This is a genomic window from Stenotrophomonas sp. SAU14A_NAIMI4_5 (genome assembly GCF_003086795.1).
In the GTDB taxonomy this organism is placed as follows: domain Bacteria; phylum Pseudomonadota; class Gammaproteobacteria; order Xanthomonadales; family Xanthomonadaceae; genus Stenotrophomonas.
Genome location: NZ_CP026003.1, coordinates 4064505 through 4089744 on the forward strand (window position 1 = coordinate 4064505; position 25240 = coordinate 4089744).

A 25240-nucleotide genomic window follows, 5' to 3' on the forward strand; every position below is an offset into this window, starting at 1 on the left:
TCGCGAATTGATGACAATGGCGAGCAGGCTCGACCATGGTCGAATACTTTTAAAATCAATAACTTGTAGCGAAACAGGTGCATGAATGGTCGTTTTGGGCCGCAAAATCCCACGGCGCCACCCCATTCAGCCCGGCGATGTTGCCGGTCGTTCAGCCCAGGGCCGCAGGACCGCCCTCGGGCGGCCTCAATAGTACCCGGCCATGTTCAGGAAGAAGCCCTTCTGGTCGTACTTCAGCTCGGTCATATCGTCGCTGAACTCGGTGAAGTTGTAGCCCACGCCGACCTTGAAGTTCTCGCCCACCCGCCGGTCCACGCCCAGCAGCCAGCCTTTGCGGACGCCGCCATCGCGCACCTTCAGCCAACGGTGCTCGGCCAGCCCTTCCCACTCCGCGAACAGGCGGTAGCGCAGCTGCAGGGCGGCGAAGTCAGCGCGGCTGTCCAGCCAGGCGCCCTCGCCGCGGCCGGTGCGGTAGTCGCCCCAGCGCGAAGCCAGCTTGGCGGCCATTTCCCAGCGCTCGCCGATCTGGCGGATGCCCTCCAGCGACAGCACCTGCGAGCGCTGGTCGTACAGGTTGCCGCCTTCCTGGCCCAGCGAGGCCACGTCATAGAGATAGGTGAACTTGCCGAAGCCGGCCCAGCGCGTGTTGTCGTGCGGGCGCCAGGCGAAGCCGACATTGGTTTCCACCAGCTTGGCATCGGCCACCGGGTTGATCCGGTCCTGGGTGTCGGCGTAGTTCGCGCGCAGGGCGAAGCGCCAGTCTTCGTTGAGCTTGTACAGCAGGCGGTTGGTGGTCACCCACTGCTCGCGCTGCTCGGCACCGCTGTCGCGGCGGTACTCCAGCTTGCTGCTCCACTGCGCCACCGCATCGGTGCGGCCGCCGCTGACGCTGTACGCACGGCGGTTGATGCGGCCCACGGTGGATTCCAGCTCGCCATCCATCAGGGTGAAGCCCAGGTTCCAGCCCTGGGCCGGGTAGAAGTCCATGCCGAAGGTGTGCACCAGGCCCGCGCTGTCCTGGCGGCGGTCCTTCAGATACTGGCTCTCGTTGTAGACGTTCACCTGGTTGCTCAGGCGCCAGCGCTGGCCGACCGTCCAGCCGCTCTGCAGGCCGCTGTCGAACAGCGGATCGGTGCCGGTGCGGTCGGTGCTGTAGCTGTAGCTGCCGTACAGGCTGTGGTCGGGCGCCATGCGGTACTCGGCATCGACCTTGCCGCCGTGGCCGCGGCTGCCGCCACTCAGTTCGGCACCGACGCTGCTGCGGTCGCCGAACAGGTAGCGCGCGCCCAGGGTCAGCAGGTCGTTCTTCTCGTAGGCACCGCCGTCATCGTCCAGGGTCACCTGGCCAGTGCCGTACAGCTCCCACGAGGAACCGAAGCGCTGGCGGTAACCGATCGCCGCCAGCAGCGCGGAGACATCCTGCAGCTCCTGCTCCTCGCGCACCCGGCGCAGTTCGCCGGTCAGCTGGCCGTCGTTGCCCAGCCGCCATTCGGCGGTCAGCTGGCTCTGCTCCAGCGCCAGTTCGCCCTGCTCGGTGCGGGTGTGGCGGCCGTACAGGCTGAAATCATCGGTGAGGTAGCCGAGGAACTCCGCGCCGTATTCCTGGATCGGCAGGCCGGTGTCCTGGCGTGCCACCGAGAAGCCGGCATCGACGTCGCGCCACCACGCGCCCAGGCTCCAGTCCTGGGTGGTCCAGCCGAGCTCGCGCAGGTTGGCGCGCGCTTCCACCGCCGAGGCCTTGCCCGAACGGCGGCCTTCATACGGATTGCGACGGATGAAGCTGAGGCCGCCGTTGTCCGAATAGAACACCGGCGCTGCGGTGGCATCGGTGCGGGTCTGTTCCATCTTCAGGTAGGTGCCGCGGCCGGCCTGCAGGGTCAGGTCGGCGCCCTTCAGGCTGTAGTTCTCGCCGCTGCGGTTTTCTTCCACCCAGGTGCCGCCCACCGCCACATGGTCGCCGATCCACTGGCGGCCGCGCGCACCGTAGGTCACGTCGTTGCTGCTGAAGCCCAGCGGCACGTATTCGTAGTCCACCAGCAGCAGCTGGTCGTAGCCGTCCAGCGGCATGTCGCGGGTGATGCTGCGCACGTTCTCGCGGGTCAGCTGCGCCAGCGGCCGGGTCAGGATCAGCCGGCCCTGCAGGTCGTCGATCTCGTAGTCCACGCCTTCCTGCAGGGTGGCGCGGGTTTCGGTGCGCCCGGTCGTGCGGTCGCGCACTTCCAGCACCACCTGTTCCGAGCCCGGCAGCAGGTCGGTATGGCGCAGGTAGTACAGGCTGCCGCCGGTGCCGAGGAATTCGCTGTGGCCCGGCGCCGACTGCGCCTCCGAACCGAACACCTTCAGCTGTGAACGCGCTTCACCCAGCGGCGTGGCCGACAGCGAGCGCCAGTTCAACGCGCCGCCGTACAGCGAACGCACGTACTGGCCGTATTCGGTGCCGGTGATGCCGGTGGCGAAGTTGCCCCACAGGGCCTGGCTCTGGTCCCAGTCCACGCGCAGGTACAGGCGGCCCTGCGTATCGACGTCGCGGTAGGTGGTGGAATCGTCGCCGTACACCGGGTAGTACAGGTCCGGGTCGAGGCGGCGGAACACGTCCTGCGCATCGGCACGGCTGAAATCGCGGAACAGGTACTTCAGCTCGCGGTCCTGGGTGTCGGCCTGCGCGGTCACCAGGTACTTGCCGCGCATCTTGCCCTTCAGGTAGAACGCCAGCCGGCCTTCGCTGAGGAAACCGTCGGTGTCGCGGTCATCGGCAGCCAGCGGCTGCACGTTGCCACTGGCACTGTTCCTGGACAGGGTGACATCGGCGATGGCGACCAGGAACAGGTAGCGGCCGGTCACGTCCACGTCCAGCTGGCGCTGCGCGGACGGTGCATCGCGCGATTCCACCCGCACGTCATAGCGGTGCTGGCCGACCGGCTCGAGGAACTCGGCGGCGAACTTCTGCTCCAGGTCGACCGGGAAATCCTGGCCGTTGATGCGCACGCGGCTGTTCGGTTCCAGGTTGCGGCCGTACAGGCGCACGCGCGAGCCGTGGATGGGAATGTTCTGCAGGCGCAGCATGCTCTGCCCGTAGATGCTGTTGCTGACCTGCAGGTCCTGCGCGTTGGCCCCGTCCAGCGCCTGGCCCAGGGTCTTCTGCACGTTGTCGCGGGTCACCTGCAGGCCACGGTCGAAGTCGGCCGGGGTCACCAGCTGGATGCGCTGGATCTGCGTTTCATCGAACGCACCGCCGGCGCCGTACGCACGCGCCACGTAGATCAGTTCATCGCCGGTGCGCAGCTTGAACTGCTCCGGCACGCTGCCATCCCATTCGGCATCGCCCACGTAGTCGGACGGCAGCTCGATGCGCGCCAGCGGCGTCACCAGGTCGGTGTCGGTGCCGCGGTACAGGGTGACTTCCAGCTTGTCGATGAAGGAGGCGTAGTTGTTGTAGCTGTGGAAGCGCAGCGGGCGGATCACCCGGCCGTTCTCGAACGGCACGGTGGCCGCGGCCTGCACGCTCAGGCTGGGCGGCACCATGCTGGGATCTTCGGTGGCCCAGACCACGCCGCCGTTGGGCAGCTCGGCCATGAACTGGCCGCCACGCGCGGACACGTCGGGGGTGACCGCCGGTGCCAGCGGCACGCTGCCGGTGGCCGATGGATCACTGTGGCCTGGCAGGGGCAGCAGCGGCGCGTCGGCGTCATCACCGATCCGCAGCAGCTCACCGTCATTGCTGCGGCAGGTGTCGCCCTCGCAGCGCACATCGTTGGCCGGTACCGGCACGCTCTGCTGGGCCAGCACCGGGGGAGTGGCCAGCAGCAGGGCGATCACGCTGCAGGACATCGCATGGGGAAGCAGGGCGCGCACGATCAGGGCAGGACTCCGGTGGTTGGTCTTCATCTCAGCGCCCCTCCCCGCTGCGGGAACCGGCCGGCGGTGACAGTCCGCCGGGCGGCTCGATCGCCAGCTGCTGCAGCACGCGGCCATCGCTGCCGTGCACTTCGATGCGTGTGGCGGCGGCGACCTCGGCCGGCAGGCGGCTGGCCAGTGCATCGCGCACCGTCTGCGCACGCTGCCCGGCCAGGGCTTCCTCGCCCGCCGCAGCGACCAGCAGCACGCGGCCCCCGCCGCGCGCCACCAGTGCCTGGGCGGCCTTGTCCAGCACGCCCGCGCGGTCGGCTGCCAGCGTGGCGCTGCCGCTGGCGAACAGTGCCTGGCCGAGTTCTACCCGCGCCGGACGCGGCACGACGGCGGCGGGTGCGCTTTCGCTGCTCAGGGCACCGTCCGGCATGCGCACGCCGAAGTCGAAGCGGACCGGCAGGCCGGGGGTGATGCGCCGGACCAGCGGGTTGGGCGTGGTGAAGCGCGCACCGGCCGGCAGCGTCGACGGATCGACCTTGAGGATGAAGTTGCGGCCGCGTGCTTCGCCGCCCGGAATGCCGACCAGGTGGTAGCGACCGAAGGCATCGGTTTCCATCACCAGGCCTTCCACCGCCGCCACGCGCACGCCGGGGATGCCGCGCTCGCCATCGTCCTGGATGCCGTTGCCGTTGCGGTCGTCGAACACGCTGCCGACGATCAGGCTTTCATCCAGCAGCGGATCCACGCTGACATCGACGTCGGCCGTGGCCACGTTGGCGATGCTGCGGTTCTGCCCGTCGATGGCGGTGATGCGGTTGGTGTGCACGCCGGTGCCGGTACCCGCGCCGACGCGCAGGTAGTAGACCACCGTGGCGCGCTCGCCCACCGGCACGTCGATGCCGTCGATGCGCAGCGGCTGCACGCCGCTGGTGCGCGCATCGTTGTCGGCATCCTGCACCGCGAAGCCACCGCTGACGAAGGTGAAGCCCGGCGGCAGCGTATCCAGCAGCGTCGCGCCGTTGGCATCGACCTCGCCCACGTTGTCGATGGTGACCGTGTAGCGCACCAGGTCGCCGATCTGCGCCGTGCGCTTGGCAGCCACCTTGGTCAGGCGCAGCACGGCCTGCTGGCCGGCCACCGTCACCGCCACGTTGGCTTCGGCGCACAGCGGGGTCGGCACGCTCAGGTCGCAGACTCGGTAGCGGAAGCTGTCGGTGCCGCTGAAGTCCGCGGCCGGCGTGTAGGTACACACCCCGTTGGCGCACTGCACGGTGCCGTGGGCCGGCGCGGCAGCCACCTGCAGCGAGGCCGGGTCCAGCGGCGCGGTGCGGGTGCTGTCGTTGGCCAGCACGTTGATCAGCAGCGGGCCGCTGGTCTCGGCGGTCACCGCATCGTCGACCAGGGTCAGCACGTTCGGCTCGACGGCGATGGTCACCGATGCGCTGGCACACATCGATGGATCGGCGACATCGCAGACCTGGTAATCCAGGCTCTGGATGCCCGCGAAGTTGGCCAGCACCGCGAAGCGGATGCGCTTGTTCGGCAGCACCGTGGCATCGCCATACGGCGGCGGCGCGGTGATGGTGACAGTGACCGTGGCCGGATCCACCGGCGTGCCATCCACACGGTCGTTGCCAAGCACGTCGATGTCCACCACGCCGTTCTGCGGCATGTCGATCCGGTCATCCTCGGCCACCACGCCCGGCTCGGCAGCGATGACGGTCACGGTGACGGTGCCGACATCGCAGACAGTGGGCTGGCTGACCAGGCACAGCGTGTAGGTGGTGCTGTAGCTGCCCTGGGCCAGGCCCGCGGCCACGTCCACCCAGCCATCGGTACTGAAGTTCAGCGCGGGGGTGGCCACCGGCGTGAAGGTGACCTGGGCCGGATCCAGCGTGGCACTGTTGAAGGTGTCGTTGGTGAACACGTTGAGCAGGCGGGTGCGGCCTTCCGGACCGACCGGGCCACCCGTGTCGTCCACCGCCAGCAGCGCGCCCACCGGGCCCTGCACCAGCACGGTGGCGATGGCGGTGGTGCAGTTGGTCGGCACCCCGTTCTCGCACAGCTGGTAGGCCAGCTGCACCTGCCCGGCCTGCACGCCCGGGGCCACCATGATCTGGCCCTGGTTGTTCATGGTATAGCCCGGCGTGCTGCCGGTCAGGCTGGCCACCACGCTGCCCACCGGCGGCGGCGAGACGTTGTTGAAGCTGTCGTTGTCCAGCACCGAGCGGGCGATGGTGCCGCCCACCGACGGATCGACCGGCGTGCTGCTGAAATCATCGTTGACCGCCAGCACCACGTTGGCCGCGCCGCCCACGTTGAAGGTGACGGTGGCCGTGCTGCACAGGGCCGCGTTCGGCACCGGCAGGCAGACCTGGTAGGTGAAGCTGACCGGCCCGCTGGTGCCCACCGGCGGGGTGTAGGTGAAGCTGCCATCGGCGTTGAACAGCAGGCCGGCCGGGGTCGCGCCCTGCACGCTCCACACCGAACCGGCCGGCATGTTGTCGTTGCCGGCAACGGTATTCGCCAGGGTCTGCCCGGCCTGCACGCTGAAGGCATCCGGCTGCGGCGCGGGGCTGACCACCACGCTCACGCTGGCGGTGGCGCAGTTGCCAGGCGCGGCCACTTCGCACACCTGGTAGGTGACCGTGGTCGGCCCGGAGGTGACGCCGGTACCGATGCTGATCGTGCCATCCGGGTTGATGCCGAAACCGACCGGTGCGCCGACCAGGGTCAGGGTGACGGTGCCGGCCGCCGGCGGCGAGACGCCGTTGAGCGAATCATTGGCCAGCACGCTGGGCGTGGTACCGCCCGGGGCGATGCCGCTGAAGCTGTCATCGCCCGCCACCAGGGTGCCGGTGTTGACGTTGAGGGTGACCGACGCGGTACCGCACTGCGCGGCGTTGGGCGCCGGCAGGCACACCCGGTAGGTGAAGGTGACCGCGCCGAGGGTGCCGGCCGGCGGGGTGTAGGTGAAGCTGCCATCGGCGTTGAACACCAGGCCCGGCGGCGTTGCGCCCTGCACGCTCCAGGTCGAACCGGCCGGCATGTTGTCGTTGCCCGCCACCGTGTTCGACAGCACCTGGCCCGCACGCACGCTGAAGGCATCCGGCTGCGGTGCCGGGCTGACCACCACGCTCACCGTCGCGTTGGCGCAGTTGCTGGGCGCGGCCACTTCGCACACCTGGTAGGTGATGCTGGTCGGGCCGGACGGCACGCCGCTGCCGATGCTGATCGTGCCATCGGGGTTGATGCTGATGCCGGCCGGTGCGCCGACCAGGCCCAGGGTCACCGTGTTCGCCGGCGGCGGGGTGACGCCATTGAGCGAGTCGTTGCCGAGCACGCTCGGCGTGGTGCCGCCCGGAGCGATGCCGGTGAAGCTGTCATCGCCCGCCACCAGGGTGCCCGTGTTGACGTTGAGGGTGACCGTGGCGGTGCCGCACAGCGCCGCATCCGGTGCCGGCAGGCAGGCCTGATAGGTGAAGGTGACCGCTCCGGTGGTGCCCAGCGGCGGCGTGTAGGTGAAGCTGCCATCGGTGTTGAACACCAGGCCCGCCGGCGTGGTGCCCTGCACGCTCCAGCTGGAGCCGGCCGGCAGGTTGTCGTTGCCGGCCACCGAGTTCGACAGCGTCTGCCCGGCCGCCACGCTGAAGGCATCGGCCTGCGGCACCGGGCTGACCACCACGGCCACCGTGGCGGTGGCGCAGTTGCTGGGCGCGGCCGCTTCGCAGACGCGGTAGGTCAGCGTGGTGGCACCCGAGGTGACACCGCCGCCGATGCTGATCGTGCCATCGGGATTGATCGCGAAACCAGCCGGTGCGCCGACCAGGCCCAGGGTGACCGTGCCGGCAGCCGGCGGCGACACGCCATTAAGCGAATCATTGGCCAGCACGCTGGGCGTGGTACCACCCGGGGCGATGCCGCTGAAGCTGTCGTTGCCCGCCAGCAGACTGCCGGTGCCGATGTTGAAGCTGACCGTGGCGGTGTTGCACAGCGCCGCATTCGGTGCGGGCAGGCAGGCCTGGTAGGTGAAGTCGACCACGCCGGTGGTACCGGCCGGCGGCGTATAGGTGAAGCTGCCATCGGTGTTGAACACCAGGCCCGGCGGGGTCGCGCCCTGCACGCTGAAGCTGGCGCCGGCCGGCAGGTTGTCGTTGCCCGCCACCGTGTTGGACAGCACCTGGCCGGCCTGCACGCTGAAGGCATCGGCCTGCGGTGCCGGGCTGACCACCAGGTTGACCGTGGCGGTGGCGCAGTTGCTCGAGGCCGCCGCTTCGCAGACCAGGTAGGTCAGCGTGGTGGTGCCGGAGGTGACGCCGGTGCCGACGCTGATCGTGCCGTCGGCAGCGATGGTGAAGCCGGCCGGCGCGCCCACCAGGCTGACGGTGACGCTGCCAGCAGCCGGCGGCGACACGCCATTGAGCGAATCGTTGGCCAGCACGCTGGGCGTGGTACCGCCCGGCGCGATGCCGGTGAAGCTGTCGTTGCCAGCCACCAGGGTGCCGCTGTTGACGTTGAGGGTGACCGTGGCGGTGCCACACAGCGCCGCGTTCGGTGCCGGCAGGCAGGTCTGGTAGGTGAAGCTCACCGGACCGGTGGTGCCCGTCGGCGGCGTGTAGCTGAAGCTGCCATCGCTGTTGAACACCAGGCCCGCCGGCGTCGCGCCCTGCACGCTCCAGGTCGAACCAGCCGGCATGTTGTCGTTGCCGGCCACGTTGTTGTTCACCGACTGCCCCGCCTGCACGCTGAAGGCATCGGCCTGCGGCGCCGGGCTCACCACCACGTTGACGCTGGCGGTGGCGCAGTTGCTGGAGGCCGCCACTTCGCAGATCTGGTAGGTCAGCGTGGTGCTGCCCGATACCACGCCGCTGCCAACGCTGATCGTGCCATCCGGGTTGATGCCGAAGCCGGTGGGCGCACCCACCAGGCTCAGCGACACCGAGGCGGCCGGCGGCGGCGTCACACCGTTGAGCGAATCGTTGGCCAGCACGCTGGGCGTGGCCGTGCCCGGCGCGATGTTGCTGAAGCTGTCATCGCCGGCCACCAGGGTGCCGGTGTTGACGTTGAGGGTGACCGTGGCGGTGCCGCAGACGCTGCCGTTCGGCGCCGGCAGGCAGGCCTGGTAGGTGAAGCTGACCGCACCGAGGGTGCCGACCGGCGGCGTGTAGGTGAAGCTGCCGTCGGCGTTGAACACCAGGCCGGTGGGCGCGGTGCCCTGCACGCTCCAGCTCGAACCGGCCGGCATGCTGTCGTTGCCGGCCACGCTGTTGGCCAGCTGCTGCCCGGCCTGTACCGAGAAGGCATCGGCCTGCGGCGTCGGGGTCACCACGATGGTCACGCTGGCGGTGTCGCAGTTGTTGGCCGCCGCCGCTTCGCACAGCTGGTAGGTCAGCGTGGTGGAACCGGCCAGCACGCCGCTGCCGACGGTGATCGTGCCATCCGGGTTCAGGGTGAAGCCGGCCGGCGCGCCCACCAGCGACAGCCGCACCCCGGCCGCCGGGACCGGGCTGGCGCCGTTGAGGCGGTCATTGGCCAGCACGCTGGCCGCCGACGTGCCACCGGCAACCACGCCGGTGATGACGTCATCGCCAGCCACCAGGTCGCCGTTGTTGATGTTGAGGGTGAAGGTGGTGGTGCCGCACAGCGCCGCATTCGGGGCCGGCAGGCAGGCCTGGTAGGTCACCGTGATCGGACCGGCGGTGCCGACCGGCGGTGCATAGGTGAAGCTGCCATCGGTGTTGAAGGTCAGGCCGGCCGGTGCCGTGCCCTGCACGCTCCAGCTCGAACCCACCGGCATGTTGTCGTTGCCGGCCACGCTGCTGGCCAGCGTCTGCCCGGCCTGTACGGCGAAGGCATCCGGCTGCGGTGCCGGGCTGACCACCACCAGCACGCTGGCGGTGTCGCAGTTGGCCGGCGAGGCCACCTCGCAGATGCGGTAGGTCAGCGTGGTCGCACCGGACTGTACGCCGGTACCCACGGTGATCAGGCCATCGGCGCTGATCGAGAAGCCGGCCGGTGCACCGACCAGGGCCAGCGTCACCGTACCGGCTGCCGGCGGCGACACGCCGTTGAGCGAATCGTTGGCCAGCACGCTGGTGCCCACGGTACTGCCCGGCGCGATGTTGCTGAAGCTGTCGTCGCCGGCGACCAGGGTGCCGTTGTTGATGGTGATCGTGGCGGTGGTGACGCCACAGACCGCGGCATTCGGCGCAGGCAGGCAGACCTGGTAGTCAAAGGTGACCACGCCCAGGCGGCCCGGCGGCGGCGTGTAGGTGAAGGCACCGGTAGCGGTCATCACCAGGCCATCCGGCGCGGTGCCCTGCACGCTGTACAGCGCGCCCGGCGGCACGTTGTCGTTGCCGGCCACGCTGGCCGACAGCGTCTGCCCGACCTGCACGGCGAAGGCATCCGGCTGCGGCGACGGGCTGACCACCACGGTGACGCTGGCGGTATCGCAGTTGTTGGCCGCTGCGGCTTCGCAGATCTGGTAGGTCAGGGTGACCGGACCGGAGACCGCGGTGGACGGCACGCTGATCGTGCCCTGCGCGGTGATCGCGTAACCGGCCGGTGCGCCGACCAGGCTCAGCACCACCGAGGAACCGGCCGGCGGCGAGTTGCCATTGAGCGAGTCGTTGGCCAGCACGCTGGCGCTGGAGGTGGTGCCGGCGGCGACACCGGTCAGGATGTCATCGGCAGCGACCAGCGCGCCGTTGTTGATGTTGAGAGTGAGCGTGGCGGTGCCACACAGGTTGGCATTGGGCGCCGGCAGGCAGACCTGGTAGGCCACCACCACCGGACCGCTGGTTCCGGCCGGCGGCGCATAGGTGTAGCTGCCATCGGTGTTGAAGCTGAAACCGGCCGGCGGCGTGCCCGGCAGGCTCCAGCTGGAACCGGCCGGCATGTTGTCGTTGCCGGCCACGGTGGCGCTGAGGCTCTGCCCCACCTGCACGGCGGCGGCATCGTCCTGCGGCGCCGGGTTGACCACCACGGTCACGCTGGCATTGGCGCAGTTGCCCGGCGCCACCGCTTCGCAGATCTGGTAGGTCAGCGTGGTCGGGCCGGACATCGCGCCGCTGCCGGCGGTGATGGTGCCGTTCGGGTTGAGGGTGAACGCGGCCGGTGCACCGACCAGGCTCAGCACCACGTCGCCCGGCGCCGGCGGGCTGACGCCGTTGAGCGAATCGTTGGCCAGCACGCTGGCAGCGGAGGTACCGCCCGGGGCGATGCCGGCCAGCGTGTCGTCACCGGCCAGCAGGGTGCCGTTGCTGACGTTCAGCGTGGCCTGCGCGGTGGCGCAGGCCGTGGCATTCGGTGCAGCCAGGCAGGCCTGGTAGAGGAAGGTGACCGCGCCGGTGACGCCGGTCGGCGGCGTGTAGCTGAAGCTGCCATCGGTGTTGAACACCAGGCCCGGCGGGGTCGCGCCCTGCACGGTCCAGCTCGAACCAGCCGGCATGTTGTCGTTGCCGGCCACGCTGGCCGACAGCACCTGCCCGGCCTGCACGCTGAACCCATCGTCCTGCGGTGCCGGCAGGACCACCAGCGCGATGCTGGCGGTGTCGCAGTTGTCGGTCACCGCTGCTTCGCAGGCCTGGTAGGTCAGGGTCAGCGGGCCGGACACGATGCCGGCAGGCACGGTCAGCACGCCATCGGCAGCGAGCACGAAGCCGGCCGGAGCACCGACCAGGCTGACCAGCACCGTGCCGGCGGCAGGCGGCGAGACGCCGTTGAGCGAATCGTTGCCCAGCACGCTGGTCGCGGCGCTGCCACCCGGCGCGATGGTGAAGCTGTCATCGACCGCAATCAGGTTGCCGTTGTTGATGTTGAGCGTCACCGTGGCGGTACCGCACAGCGCTGCATCCGGCGCGGGCAGGCAGGCCTGGTAGGTGAAGGTCACCGGGCTGGGCGTATTGGCCGGCGCGGTGTAGGTGAAGCTGCCATCGGTGTTGAAGTCCAGGCCGTTGGGCACGGTGCCCTGCACCGAGAACTGCGAACCGGTCGGCAGGTTGTCGTTGGCGGCCACGTTGCCGTTGCTGATCGTGCCTGCGGCCTGCAGCGAATACGCATCGGCCTGCGGCGACGGCGCGATGACCAGGGCCACGGTGGCGGTATCGCAGTTGCTGGGCACGGCGGTTTCGCAGATCTGGTAGGTCAGCGTGGTCGCGCCGGAGAGCACGCCGCCCGGCACCACGATGGTGCCGTCGGGGTTGATGGCAAAGCCGGCCGGGGCGCCGACCAGGCTGAGCTGCACGCTGGCCGGTGCCGGCGGCGTGGTGCCGTTGAGGCTGTCATTGGCCAGCACGCTGGCGGTGGTGCCACCGGCCGCGATGCCGCTGAAGCTGTCATCCGCTGCAACCAGGGTGCCGGTGTTGACGTTGATGGTGGCCGTGGCGGTACCGCACACCGCGGTGTTGGGTGCCGGCAGGCAGGCCTGGTAGGTGAAGGTGACCGCGCCGGTCGTGCCCACCGGCGGCGTGTAGCTGAAGCTGCCATCGGCGTTGAACGCCAGCCCGGTCGGCGGGGTGCCCTGCACTGCCCAGCTGGAGCCGGCCGGCAGGTTGTCGTTGGTTGCCACGCTGGCACCGGTCAGGCTGGCACCGGCCTGCACGGCGAAGGCATCGGCCTGCGGCGCCGGGGTCACCACGAAGGTGATGGCCGCAGTAGCGCAGTTGGTCGGCGACGCGGTCTCGCATAGCTGGTAGGTCAGCGTGGTGGCACCGGCCACGGCAGTGGCCGGAATCTGCACGCTGCCATCGTTATTGATGATGAAGCCGGCCGGCGGCGCCACCAGCAGCAGCTGCACGGCGGCCGACGGCGGCGGGGTGACGCCGTTGAGGACGTCGTTGGCCAGCACGCTGGGCGTGACCGAGCCGGCGGTCAGCGGCGCGGCGAAGGCATCATCGTTGGCGACGATGGCACTGACCGCGATGGTGAGCGTGGCGGTGGCGGTGCCGCACACCGCGGCATCCGGCGCGGGCAGGCAGGCCTGGTAGCTGAAGGTGACCGGGCCGAGGGTGCCGGCCGGCGGCGTGTAGGTGAAGCTGCCATTGGCGTTGAACACCAGGCCCTGCGGCGGCGACGGCACGTTCCAGGTGGAACCGGCGGGCATCGCGTCATTGCCGGCGACATTGCCGGTGTTGGCCTGGCCGGCCTGCACGCTGATGGTGTCGTTCACCGGCGTCGGCCGCACCACCAGGTCGATGCTGGCGGTGGCGCAGTTGTTGGCCGCCGCCGTCTCGCACACCTGGTAGGTGAGCGTGGTGGCGCCACTGGCCGCATCGGTGGGAACCGACACGGTGCCGGTGGGGTTGATGCTGAAGCCCGCCGGTGCGCCCACCAGCGACAGTGCCACGTTGGCCGGAGCCGGCGGACTGACACCATTGAGGGTGTCGTTGGCCAGCACGCTGGCCGTGGTGCCGCCCGGCGCGATCGCACCGAAGCTGTCGTTGTTGGCCAGCAGTGCACCGTTGTTGATGTTCAATGTCACCGTGGCGGTCCCGCACACGGTGGTGTTCGGTGCCGGCAGGCAGGCCTGGTAGACGAAGCTGGTCGGACTGGTGGTACCGGCCGGCGGCGCATAGGTGAAGCTGCCATCGGCGTTGAAGGTGACGCCGGCTGGCGGCGTGCCCTGCAGGGTGAAGATCGAGCCTACCGGCATGCCGTCGTTGGTCGCCACGTTGGCGGTGACCGACAGGCCCGCCTGCACGGCAAACGCATCGTCGGCCGGTGCCGGTGCGACCACCAGGGCCACGTTGGCGGTGGCGCAGTTGGTCGTGGCAGCGGCTTCGCAGACCTGGTAGGTCAGCGAGACCGCACCCGCGGCCGTGCCGGCGGCCACGGCGATCGTGCCATCGGCGGCGATCGAGAAACCGGACGGCGCACCGACCAGGCTCAGCACCACGTCGGTCGCGGCCGGCGTCGTACCGTTCAGCGTGTCGTTGCCCAGCACGCTGGACGTGGCACTGCCGGCGGCGACCGGTGCGCTGATGGTGTCATCCACCGCGACCAGGGTGCCGCTGTTGACGTTGAGGGTGGCCGTGGCCTGGGCGCAGATGCCGTTGTCGGGCGCCGCCAGGCACACCTGGTAATTGAAGGTCACCGCGCCACTGAAGCCGGCCGCCGGGGTGTAGACGAAGCTGCCATCGGCATTGAACGACAACCCGGCCGGTGCGGTACCGACCACGGTGAACTGCGCACCGCTGCCGACGTTGTCGTTGCCTGCCACCGAACTGGTCAGCGCCACGCCGGCCGGCGTGGACAGGGCATCGTCGATGGCCGACGGTGCCACCACCAGGCGCAGCGTGGCGTTGGCGCAGTTGCCCGGCGCCGCCGCTTCGCACAGCTGGTAGGTCAGCGTTCGGCCGCCCGCCGGCACGCCCGCAGCAACCGTCACCGTGCCATCCGGATTGAGGCTGATGCCGGCCGGTGCACCGGCCAGGCTCAGCAGTACATCGGCGGCGGCCGGCGGCGTGCTGCCGTTCAACGCATCGTTGAGCAGTACCGACGGCGTGCTGCCACCGGTGACCGGATTGATCGGCGCGGCGCTGAAGTTGTCGTCATTGGCAGCCAGGCTGCCGACGGTGATGTTGATGCTGGCCGTCGCGCTGGCGCACAGCGTGTTGTTCGGCGCCGGCAGGCAGGCCTGGTAGGTGAAGGTGACCGGGCTGACCACGTTGACCGGCGGCAGGTAGGTGAAGCTGCCGCCGCCGCCGAAGCTGAGGCCGGCCGGCGTGGCGCCGACGACGGTGAATACGGCACCGGCCGGCACGTTGTCGTTGTCACCGACGCTGCCGTTCAACGGCTGGCCGGCGGCGGTGGAATAGCTGTCGTTCTGTGCCGACGGCGTCACCACCAGGCGGATGCTGGCACTGGCGCAGTTGCTGGGCGCGGCGGTTTCGCAGATCTGGTAATTCAGCACCGTGGCACCGGCGGCGGCGCTGGCGGGCACCTGCAGCAGGCCTGCGGTGGTGAGCGCATAGCCCGACGGGGCACCCACCAGGGTCAGGGTGACGCTGCCGGCCGGCGGCGGCACGCTGCCGTTGAGGCTGTCGTTGACCAGCACGCTGGTGCTGCTGCTCGCCCCCGGCGCCAGCGGCGTCGCGCTGAAGTCGTCGTCCATCGCCATCAGGGTGCCGGCGTTGACGTTGATGGTCGCGCCGGCCGTGCTGCACAGCGCGCTGTCCGGCGCCGGCAGGCAGGCCTGGTAGCTGAAGCTGACCGGCCCGGTGAAACCGGCCGGCGGGGTGTACTGGAAGGTGCCGTCGCGGCCCAGCTGCAGGCCATCCGGTGCGGTGCCGGACACAGTGAACACCGCGCCCACCGGCGCATTGTCATTGCTGGCCACGCTGCCCGAGAGCAGCTGCCCGGCCGGCGTGGAGAACACATCGGCCACGGCCGTGGGCGCGACCACCAGGCGGATCTGCGCCGAATCGCAGTTGCTCGGCAGCGCGGTCTCGCACAGCTGGTAGGTCAGCGTCAGCGCACCGGACGGCACGCCCGCATCGACGTTCAATACACCATTGGCATCCAGGGTGAAGCCCGACGGCGCGCCGACCAGGCTCAGCAGCACATCGGCCGACGCCGGCGGCTGGGTACCGTTGAGGCTGTCGTTGAGCAGCACCGACAACGTGCTGCCACCACCGGCACCGATCGGCGTGGCACGGAAGTCATCATCACCGGCGACCAGGGTGCCGGCGTTGACGTTGAGGGTGACCGTCGCGCCCGCGCACACCGTGCCGTTCGGCGCCGGCAGGCAGGCCTGGTAGGCGAAGGTGACGATGCCCTGGGTGCCGGCCGGCGGCGTATAGGTGAACGCGCCGTTGGCAGCCAGCACCAGGCCCGCCGGTGCGGTGCCGGTGACGCTGAAGGTGGCACCGGCCGGTACGTTGTCATTGCTGGCGACATTGCCGCTGACCGGCACGCCCACCGCGGTGCTGACGTTGTCGTTCACCGCCACCGGCGCCAGCAGCAGCTGCACCGCACCGTCATCGCAGTTGGTCGGCAGCGCGGCCTCGCACATGCGGTAATCGAAGTTGACCGCACCCGCGGCCGCGCCACCGGGCACCGAGATGGTGCCGTTGGGATTGAGCACGTAGCCGCTGGGCGCGCCCAGCAGGCTCAGGATCACTTCGGCCGGGGCCGGCGGAATCGCACCGTTGATGGTGTCGTTGGCCAGCACGCTGATGGTGGTGCCACCGGTGGCGGGATTCAGCAGGCTGCCGCGGAAGTCGTCGTCGTTGGCGACCAGGGTGCCGGCATTGACGTTGAGGGTTGCCGTGGCGGTGCTGCAGACGGTGGTATATGGCGCCGCCAGGCAGGCCTGGTAGGTGAAGGTCGTGGTGCCGGTGAACTGCGCCGGCGGGGTGTAGGTGAAGCTGCCATCGGCGTTGAACACCAGGCCCGGCGGCGTGGCGCCGGTGGTCGCATAGGTGCTGCCGGCGGCGACGCGGTCGTTCACCGCCACGTTGCCGCTGACCGCACGCCCGACCTGGGTGGTGAAGCTGTCGGCCACGGCCTGCGGCGCGATCACTACGGCGATGGTGGCGGTGGCGCAGTTGCTGGTGGCGGCCTGGCACAGCTGGTAGGTCAGGCTCAGCGGGCCGGCGGGAGCACCGGCCGGCACCTGCAGTTCGCCGGTGGGCGCCAGCGTGAAGCCGGCCGGCGGGGCATTGATCAGCGACAGGGTGGCCTGCGCCGGGTCGATCGCCACACCGTTGAGGGTGTCGTTGGCCAGCACGCTGGCCGTGCTGCCACCGGTGCCGGGCACCGGCGCAGCGGTGAAGTCGTCATTGCCGGCCACGACGGCGGCGACGGCCACGTTCACCGTCACCGTGGCCGCATCGCAGATGCCGCCATTGGGTGCCGGCAGGCAGACCTGGTAGCGGAAGCTGTCCGCACCCGCGTACGTGCCCTGCGCGGTGTAGCTGAAGCTGCCGTCGGCGTTGACGCTGACCGTACCGTGGGCGGCGCCGGCCAGCAGGCTGAACTGCGAGCCCGTCGGCACGTTGTCATTGCCGGCCACGCTGCCGCCCAGCGCGACACCCGCGGTCGCGGCAAAACTGTCGTCCACCGCATCGGGGGCGATGACCAGCTGCACGTTGGCGGTGGCGCAGTTGGTTGCGCCCGGCAGTTCGCAGATCTGGTACGTGAAGTTGAAGGCACCCGACGCCGCGCCGGCCGCCACCTGCAGCTGGCCAGCGGCGTTGGCGGTGATGCTGGCCGGTGCTCCGTTCAGTGCCAGGCTGACGCCCGCCGGCGTCACCGCCGTGCCGTTGAGGGTGTCATTGCCGAGCAGGCTGATGGCCGTGGTGGTCCCCGGCTGCAGCGGCGTGGCGAACAGATCGTCGGCCGCCGCCAGCGAGTTGGCGGCCACGCTCACGGTCACCGTTGCGGTATCGCAGACGGTGCCGTTCGGTGCCGGCAGGCACAGCTGGTAGGTGAAGGTATCCGGCCCGGTATTGGCGTTGGCCGGGGTGTAGGTGAAGGTGCCATCGGCGTTGACCACGGCCGTGCCGCGGGTGGCCTGGGTGCCCAGAGAGAAGACCGAGCCGCTGGCGAAGTTGTCGTTGCCGGCCAGGGTGCCGGTCACCGGTCGACCACCGCCCGGGGTGCTCACGGCATCGTTCTCTGCGTTCGGGCTGACCACCAGGTTGGCGGTGGCCGTGGCGCAGTTGGTCGGCGCGGCGTTGTCGCAGAAGCGGTACATCACCGACAGCGGACCGGCCGCCGCAGTCGCCGGCACGACGATGGTGCCGTTGGGATTGATCGAGAAGCCGCTGGGCGCGCCGACCAGGCTGAGGGTCACGCCGGCCTGCGGCACCGGGTTGCCGGCGAAGGTGTCGTTGACCAGCACGCTGGGCGTGGTGCCGCCCGCACCCGGCGGCAGCGGCGTGGCGAAGGTGTCGTCGTTGGCGACCAGCACGTTGGCACCCACCACCACCGATGCGGTCGACGTCGAGCAGACGCTGGCATTCGGCGCGGGCAGACACACCTGGTAGTTGATCTGCACGGGCTGGGTGATGTTGCCGGCCGGTGCGTAGGTCAGCGTACCGGTGCTGCTGATGGTTGCACCGGCGACCGGCGTACCGGTCTGGGTGTAGGTGGCGGCGGCCGGTGCGTTGTCGTTGGCGGCCAGGTTGCCGGTCAGCGATGGGGTGCCCGCCTGCACGTTGAAGCTGTCGGCCACGGCCGTGGGTGCGATGACCAGGCTCGCCGTGGCGGTGGCGCAGTTGGTCGGCGAGGCGTTCTCGCAGATCTGGTAGCCGATCGACGTCGCGCCCGCTGCAGCACCGGCCGGCACCGCGATGACGCCGGCGCTGTTGATGGTGAAGCCCGCCGGCGCGTTCTGCAGCGAGATGATCAGGTTGCCGCCGACCACCGGCTGGCCGTTCAGGGTGTCGTTGCCCAGCACCGTCGGCGTGCTGCCGCCGGTGGTGGAGGAAATGGGCGCAGTGAAGCTGTCGTTGGCCGCGACCAGCGCATTGGCCTGCACCGGCACGGCCGGGGTGGTGGCGGTGTTGTCGCCCGGGGTCGGGTCGGTGGTGCCCGACGGCAGCACCAGCGACACGCTGTTGGCCGGCACCGTGGCTGGGGTCGCGGCCGGCGCCGTGCCGTTCACCAGCAGCACCACGCTGTCACCCACGCCCACGGTGACCAGCACGTTCACCGCATTGCCGCTGCCACTGGGCTGCGCACAGGACGACGCAGCCGTGGTCGCCTGGCAGGTCCAGGTCACGTTGGTCAGCAGCGAGGACACCGTATCGACCACGCCCACGCCACTGGCCGCCGACGGCCCTGCGTTGTTCACCTGGATGCGGTACTGCACCGGGCCGCCTGCGGCCACGGGGCTGGCGCTGACCAGGCTCTTGCTCACGCTCAGCTGCGCCTGCAGCGCCAGTGCGTTGGTATCGGTAGCGCTGTTGTTGCCCGGCGTCGGGTCGGCCACGTCGGTCGGCGCGGTCACCGTGGCGGTGTTGTTCAGCGGGTTCGGGTAGCTCTGCGCCAGCAGCGGCGGCGGCAGCAGCAACGCCAGCACGGCCATGGCATGCGCGATGCCGGCCGAAGCCCTGCCTGCCCTGCCCTGCCTGCCCACTGCTGCCATGCGTCCGTCCTCGAATGCACGCCGTCGCCTGCTGCAGGCATACGGCATCGGTGGTCCTGTCCTTCCCCCGCGCAGGGCATTCCCCGCGCGCACTGCACCGCACCGCGCGCTAGTAGGCGCCCGGGTTGTTGCTGAAGCTCACTGGCACGCTGATCGTTGCCTGGCCACCGTTGACCAGGTTCACGCCCACGTTCACTGCATTGCCGCCCACCGCGCCGCCACTGGCCGCCGCGCAGGTGCTGCCGCTGGTCGCGCTGCAGGTCCAGGCACCACGCAGGGTGGTGCCGTTGGGCAGGGTGTCGGTGACCGTCGCATTGGTCACCGCATCGGGCCCGTTGTTGACCACCTGCAGCGTGTAGGTCGCCGTGCCACCCGGCGTGTAGGTCCCGCTGCCATCGCTCTTGGTGATCGACAGATCGGCCTGCCGCGTGCGGTTGGTGATGCGGCACACCAGGGTGGTGGCGGTGGCGGTCATCGCCGGCGCCTGCAGGGTGAAACTGCCGCCACTGCCGGACGAGACCACCGTGTTGTTCTGGTCGGTGCACTGCCAGGTGCTGGCATAGCGCATCAGCGTGGTACCCGCCGCCGCCGCTTCGGCCAGCGCATAGCTGCCGCCGGGCACGGTGATGATCGCCGCCGTGGCACCGTTGTTGCCGACGTTGCTGGCCGAGCCCACCGTGCTGCCGTTGTAGGTGATGGACAGGTTGAAGCGGCCGGTATCGCTGGTCGGCTGCAGGTCCTTCACCAGCTGCAGGGTGGCGGCGCAGGCCTGGGTTACACCTTCCACAGTGAATACCGCCTGGCCGATACGGATGCCGAGCAGGCCCAGAAGATTGTCGACCACGCCGCCCAGCACTGCGGTCAGCACGGGTGTCACCACTGCATTGACCTGCGTGCGTACCGGCGTCAGCAGCGCGTTGACGATGCCGTTGACCAGGTCGGCCACCGGCAACGGCAGCGGCAACGAGCCCAGCAGGGTCACCTGCGGATTGCCGCTGGTGAGCTGGATGTTGAGCGAATTGACCAGCGTGGAGACGAGCGTGGCCGCGCTGACCGTGCCGGCGTTGAGCGTGCGTGTCTGTGGATAGGGCCCGGTGAAACTGGCGCTCTGCAGTCCCGGTGTCGCGGTGGCGTAACCGCGGATGCTTACCGCGATCGGAATGGTGATATCGGCCACCGGGACGAGCGCACCCAGCACGCTAGCGCTCACCCGGACCTTGACGCTCAGGTTGGTCAGCGTAGCGGCGGTGAGGGCGGTGTCGGTCAGTACCGTGCTGCGGTTGAAGAAGGTGGCGTCGCTGATCTGCCCTACGTAGAGGTTCACCAGGCCCGGACGCGCCTGCAGAGTCACCGCGTTGCCGACCAGGTTCACCGCCGAGATCGAGCCTTCGGCGCGGGCCACGTCGGCGTAGACCTGCAGGTGCAGCACGTCGGCGCTGACGCTGGTGTTGGACAGCGACACACCCAGCAGGTTGAGCCCGTTCAACGCGGCGGTGAGGGTGCCGGTGTTCAGGCCCTGCACCAGGTCCAGGTCGAGCTTGATGCGGATGGCCGCGCTGTGGAATGCCGCGCCCACCGTGCCGCAGTTGTAGCTCGGCGGTTCGATCACCTGCGCCCACAGGCGCACGTTGGCCACGCCATTCAGACCGAGTGCCGCGGTGTTCACCGTGATCGGCGTCGGCGTGGTCAGCACGTTGCGGAAGTTGTAGAGCTGCACGCCGCCGGTCAGCAGGTCGAGTACGTTCAGGCGCACCGTGGCCAGCGAACCGGTCGGCAGCGCGACCTGCAGGATGTCGGCCAGGCGGATGCTGCCGGAGGTTCCTGCCACGCCCAGCGGCAGCACGTTCAGCACGTTGGCCGCGGCGGTCTGGCCGTCGGCCTGCAGCACCTGCACCATCGCCGCACGCAGCTGGCCCAGGCTGATGTTGGTATTGAGCACCTGGCTGGGGTCGCTGACGGTGACGCCGCCATTGAGCTGGGCCAGCAGTGCATTCAGATTGACGTTGGCGCCCGCCAGGCTGTTCCAGTCGGCGACGCTGAGATTGAGGCTGGTGCCCGGCAGCAGCGCGCTGAACAGCAGGTTGAGGATCGGGCTCTGGGTGGAATCGACCGAGACCAGGCGCGGCCCGGCGCTGACGCAGGCCCCGGCGGTGCAGGCGGACTGGGCCTGTGCGCGCCCCAAGCAGGAAAGCACTGCCAGGACCACCAGCATCACCAGCGCCTGCCAGCGCAATGACGATGCTTTCACGCCCTTCACATTAACCATGCATCGTTCTCCGCCGATTTTTGGCAGAGGCACGCCGTGGCGACGTGATCAGCGCGTCGTCCTGGAGTAATCGCTCCGCCGGTGTCGCTCCCTGCGTGGGACTGCGTTCATTTCCGGTTCGGTGCGATTAATGCGAGGCAACGAAAGGCCGTCAAACAAGACGGCGTGAAATCGGGGGGAAGAGGCGCTTGCTTGCGCGCAGGAACGACGCGCAGACCTCTTGGAATGCAGACAGGGACAGCAATTCTGTACACGCAGAAAAAGTATTGCTGTCAGGGAAGCAGCGCTTACCGAACATGGAGAGGGGGTGAAAAATGCAGTCGATGTGCGACAGAATCCGGCGAGCCCGACTAACGGCTGGCCTTTCTCAAACACAGTTGGCGTTGCATTGCGGGGTCCGCCGCAGCGCCGTGGCCCAGTGGGAACGTGAGGGCGGCACCGTTCCCAGCGTGCAACATCTCTCGAAACTCGCGATTGTGACGCAGGTCCACTTTGAGTGGCTGGCCACCGGTCGTGGCCCCGGACGTCCCGACGATGGCGACCTGGCGCCACCCGAAACCGCAGTGGTGGAGGCGGCGGCACGCAACCCGCAGGAAAACGCGATCCTGACCCTGCTGCGGCGGTTGCCGCCACGCAAGCGCCAGGTCGCCCACGCCATCATCGAAATGCTGACCGAGTAACGCCTCGCCCGCGTGCCGTCAGAGTGCGGCGCGCGGCGGCAGTGACCAGTCGATCGGTGCCTTGCCCTGGCGCTGCAGGTACTCGTTGGCCATCGAAAAGTGGTGGCAGCCGAGGAAGCCCCGGTGCGCCGACAACGGAGAGGGGTGCGGCGACTTCAGCACGCGGTGGCGACGGGTGTCGATCACCTTGCCCTTCTTCTGCGCGTACGCGCCCCAGAGCATGAACACCAGGCCGTCGCGCTCGCGGTTGAGCACGTCCACCACGTGGTCGGTGAATCCTTCCCAGCCGCGCCCCTGGTGGGCACCGGCCTGGCCTTCCTCGACGGTCAGCACAGCGTTGAGCAGCAGCACGCCGCGCTGTGCCCAGGGCACCAGGCAACCGTGGTCGGGCCGGGCGATACCGAGGTCGCCTTCGATTTCCTTGTAGATGTTCAGCAGCGACGGTGGCACCGGCACGCCCGGGGCCACCGAGAAGCTCAGGCCATGGGCCTGGCCGCGGCCGTGGTACGGGTCCTGGCCAAGGATCACCACCTTCACCTGCTCGAACGGCGTGGCGTCGAACGCAGCGAAGATCTGCGGGCCCGGCGGAAATACCGCCGCACCAGCAGCCTTGCGCTGGCGCAGGAAGGCGGACAGCTCGCGCATCTGCGGCTGCAACAGGTAATCACCGACGTGCTGCTTCCAGCTCGGTTCCAGCTGGATCGTCGGGGTGTCCACTACGTCATCAATCATCGCGCCACTTCTATCGCAACAGGGGTCCATCGTTCAAACGTGCCAGCCGCAGCTGGAACAGCACCTTGGTCACCAGCAGGCGCTCCTCGATCGGCTTCAGCACCAGATCGTTGGCACCGGCCTGCAGCAGCCCGGTCTGGTTGTGCGGGTTGCCGTCGCCGGTCATCACCAGCACCGGCAGGCGGCGCTTGCCGTAGCCGAAATCCACGCGCACGCGCTGCACCACGTCGCGGCCGCTCAGCTCACCCTTCAGGGTGACGTCGGTCAGCACCAGGTCGATACGGTGGCGGCTGCGGCCCAGCGATTCGGCGGTGAGCAGGGTGAAGGCTTCCTCGGCGCTGACCACGTGCAGCACGTTCAGCTGCTGCCGCTCGAGCATCCGCTTGGTCGCTTCGGCCACCACCCGGCTGTCCTCGACATACAGGATGGTGGCGCCGGGAATGGTCTGCGGCTGGACGTAGCCGCGGATGAAGGTCGCCAGCGCCTCGTGGCCCAGCGCCTTGTCGAAATAATCGGTGACGTACTCGGTGAAGCGGCGCTGTTCCAGGTGCTGCTGCGCATCGCCGGAGACCACGATGACCGGCACGTAGGCCTGGCCGGCGGCTTCGCGCACGCTCTTGGCCAGCGCCAGGCCGTCGCCATCGCGCAGGGTCAGCGAGGTGGTCACCAGATCCACCGGACCCTGTGCCAGCACCTGCTGCGCTTCCTCGATGCTGTCGCAGCCGATGACTTCAACGCCCGGCAGGTCACGCTGCAGCACGTCGGCGATCAGCTTGCGCACCAGCTTGGAACCATCGACCACCATCACCCGCGTCGCGGGCCCTTCAAGGTGCTTCAATGCTTGCGGTCGCATGCCGGTCTCAGGTGTCGGTGGGGCGGGTCTGGCGGAGGAAGTGGCCGGTCACCAGCCAGGCACCCAGCCAGCCCAGCAGCAGCGTGCCCAGCAGCACCAGGCTGCCGTGCAGCAGGTCCAGGCCATGCAGCACGAACGGGCTGCCATAGCTGCGCGACAGATCGGCCAGCGGCGCACGCAGGGCGGTGCCGGCCACGCCGATCAGGGCCAGCGCGACCGCACCGGCGCCCAGGCCATACCAGGCGCCCAGGTACAGGAACGGGCGGCGGATGAAGCCATCGCTGGCGCCCAGCAGCTGCAGCACGCCGATTTCCTCGCGGCGGGCCTGGATGTCCAGGCGCACGGTGTTGCCCACCACCAGCGCGGCACCGGCACCGAGCAGCGCGGACAGCACCTGTACCAAGCGCGCACCGAAGGCCAGCCAGGCATCCAGGCGCTGCCGCCACAGGGCGTCGTGCTGCACCAGGTCGGCACCGGGCAGGCTTTCCAGCGCGCGCGCCAGGCGCGCGTCATCCTGGCCCTGGCCGGGGGTGACCACCAGCAGCGACGGCAGCGGGTTGTCGTTGAGTGCGTCGATGGCCTCGCCGAGGCCGGCATCGCGTAGTTCCTGCAGGCCCTGTTCGGGCGTGCGCACGGTCACGTTGGCCACGTCCTGGCGGTCGCGCAGCTCGCCGGCCAGGCGCAGCGCGCCCGGGCCATCGACGTCGGCCTTCAGGAACACATTGATGTCGCGCGACTGCTGCACGCTGCCGGCGAACTGCTTGAGGTTGTCCAGGGCGATGGACAGGCCCAGCGGCAGGGCCAGCGCCAGCGCCATGACCATCACCGTCAGCAGGGTCGCCCAGGGCTTGCGGCAGGCGCGGCCCAGGCTGAACACCACGCTGTGCGCGTGATGGTGGAACCACACGCCCAGGCGCGACGGTGCGGCGGCTTCGCTGTTTTCGTTCTTGCCCATGCGTTACTCCGCCAGGTCCTGCGGCGAGATGTCGTCCGCCAGCCGGCCATGGTCGAGGATCAGCACGCGCTTGCGCATGCGGCGCAGCAGCGGCAGGTCATGGCTGACCACCAGCACGCTGGTGCCGCGCGAGGGCAGCTCGGCGAACAGGGCCATGATCTCCGCCGCCAGGGTCGGGTCGAGGTTGCCGGTCGGCTCATCGGCCACCAGCAGCTTGGGTTCGCCCACGATCGCGCGGGCGATGCCCACGCGCTGCTGCTCACCGGCCGACAGCTGCGAGGGCAGCGCCTTCTCGCGGTGGCCCAAACCCATGCGTTCCAGCACCGAGCGCACGCGCTTGGCGATGTCGCCGCGGCGGGTGCCGCGCAGGATCAGCGGCAGGGCCACGTTCTCGGCGATGGAGCGGTCCATCAGCAGGCGGTGGTCCTGGTAGACCGCACCGACCGCGCGCCGGTGGCGCGGGATGTCACCGCCGCGCACCTTCAGCAGGTTGCGCTCGTCGAACACCACGGCGCCTCGGCTGGGCCGCTCGTCCAAGTGGATCAACTTGAGCAGGGTGCTTTTGCCCGCCCCGGAATGGCCGGTGACGAACAGCATTTCGCCGGGGGCTACTTCGAAGCTGACATCGGTCAGGGCTTCGTGGCCACCGGCGTACTGTTTGCTGACATTGTCGAAGCGCAGGACACTCATGCCCCGATTATGCAGGAGCCGCGCGACGGATCGGTAGCGCCGGGCCATGCCCGGCGGATTTTTCGCACACCCTCAAAGCCGCCCGACCAACGGTCGGGCGCTACCGGTCCGGTGCGGTGGG

General features: G+C 69.5%; 8 protein-coding genes. 1 reads left to right on the top strand and 7 read right to left on the bottom strand.

The annotated features are described in order from the left end of the window. Window positions 1-186 precede the first annotated feature (186 nt). The 3 genes from C1925_RS18665 to C1925_RS18675 form a co-directional block, all read right to left on the bottom strand. Window positions 187-3885, bottom strand: coding sequence for a TonB-dependent receptor (locus C1925_RS18665; RefSeq protein WP_234455868.1), 3699 nt, complete (start codon window positions 3883-3885; stop codon window positions 187-189). 1 nt (window position 3886) lies between these two features. Next, window positions 3887-18943, bottom strand: coding sequence for an Ig-like domain-containing protein (locus tag C1925_RS18670; RefSeq protein ID WP_159097567.1), 15057 nt, complete (start codon window positions 18941-18943; stop codon window positions 3887-3889). Between the two features lie 109 nt (window positions 18944-19052). Beyond that, on the bottom strand, window positions 19053-21209 hold the full coding sequence (locus C1925_RS18675) for a DUF11 domain-containing protein (protein ID WP_159097568.1): 2157 nt from the start codon (window positions 21207-21209) through the stop codon (window positions 19053-19055). Window positions 21210-21532: 323 nt separating this feature from the next. Between C1925_RS18675 and C1925_RS21485 the strand changes: the two genes are divergently transcribed. Then, a complete protein-coding gene (locus C1925_RS21485) occupies window positions 21533-21889 on the top strand; it encodes a helix-turn-helix transcriptional regulator (protein WP_301553967.1) in 357 nt (118 codons plus the stop codon). An 18-nt stretch (window positions 21890-21907) separates the two neighbouring features. On the opposite strand, the gene ung is transcribed toward C1925_RS21485, so the two are convergent. The 4 genes from ung to ftsE are packed head-to-tail and all read right to left on the bottom strand — an operon-like array spanning window position 21908 to window position 25119. Further along, window positions 21908-22621: a uracil-DNA glycosylase gene (ung, locus tag C1925_RS18685; protein WP_108770202.1), complete on the bottom strand. Its 714-nt coding sequence runs from the start codon at window positions 22619-22621 to the stop codon at window positions 21908-21910. Between the two features lie 10 nt (window positions 22622-22631). Beyond that, window positions 22632-23474, bottom strand: coding sequence for a response regulator (locus tag C1925_RS18690; RefSeq protein ID WP_108770203.1), 843 nt, complete (start codon window positions 23472-23474; stop codon window positions 22632-22634). A gap of 7 nt (window positions 23475-23481) precedes the next feature. Further along, complete coding sequence (ftsX, locus tag C1925_RS18695; protein ID WP_108770204.1) at window positions 23482-24429, bottom strand: permease-like cell division protein FtsX; 948 nt, start codon at window positions 24427-24429, stop codon at window positions 23482-23484. A gap of 3 nt (window positions 24430-24432) precedes the next feature. Then, complete coding sequence (ftsE, locus tag C1925_RS18700) at window positions 24433-25119, bottom strand: cell division ATP-binding protein FtsE (RefSeq protein ID WP_079223801.1); 687 nt, start codon at window positions 25117-25119, stop codon at window positions 24433-24435. Between the last annotated feature and the right edge of the window lie 121 nt (window positions 25120-25240).

Bases quoted from the DNA above. Each gene is read 5' to 3' on its own strand.
- C1925_RS18665 (WP_234455868.1), bottom strand. From the start codon at position 3,885: ATGAAGACCAACCACCGGAGTCCTGCCCTGATCGTGCGCGCCCTGCTT.
- ftsX (WP_108770204.1), bottom strand. From the start codon at position 24,429: ATGGGCAAGAACGAAAACAGCGAAGCCGCCGCACCGTCGCGCCTGGGC.
- ung (WP_108770202.1), bottom strand. From the start codon at position 22,621: ATGATTGATGACGTAGTGGACACCCCGACGATCCAGCTGGAACCGAGC.
- C1925_RS21485 (WP_301553967.1), top strand. From the start codon at position 21,533: ATGTGCGACAGAATCCGGCGAGCCCGACTAACGGCTGGCCTTTCTCAA.
- C1925_RS18690 (WP_108770203.1), bottom strand. From the start codon at position 23,474: ATGCGACCGCAAGCATTGAAGCACCTTGAAGGGCCCGCGACGCGGGTG.
- ftsE (WP_079223801.1), bottom strand. From the start codon at position 25,119: ATGAGTGTCCTGCGCTTCGACAATGTCAGCAAACAGTACGCCGGTGGC.
- C1925_RS18670 (WP_159097567.1), bottom strand. From the start codon at position 18,943: ATGGCAGCAGTGGGCAGGCAGGGCAGGGCAGGCAGGGCTTCGGCCGGC.
- C1925_RS18675 (WP_159097568.1), bottom strand. From the start codon at position 21,209: ATGGTTAATGTGAAGGGCGTGAAAGCATCGTCATTGCGCTGGCAGGCG.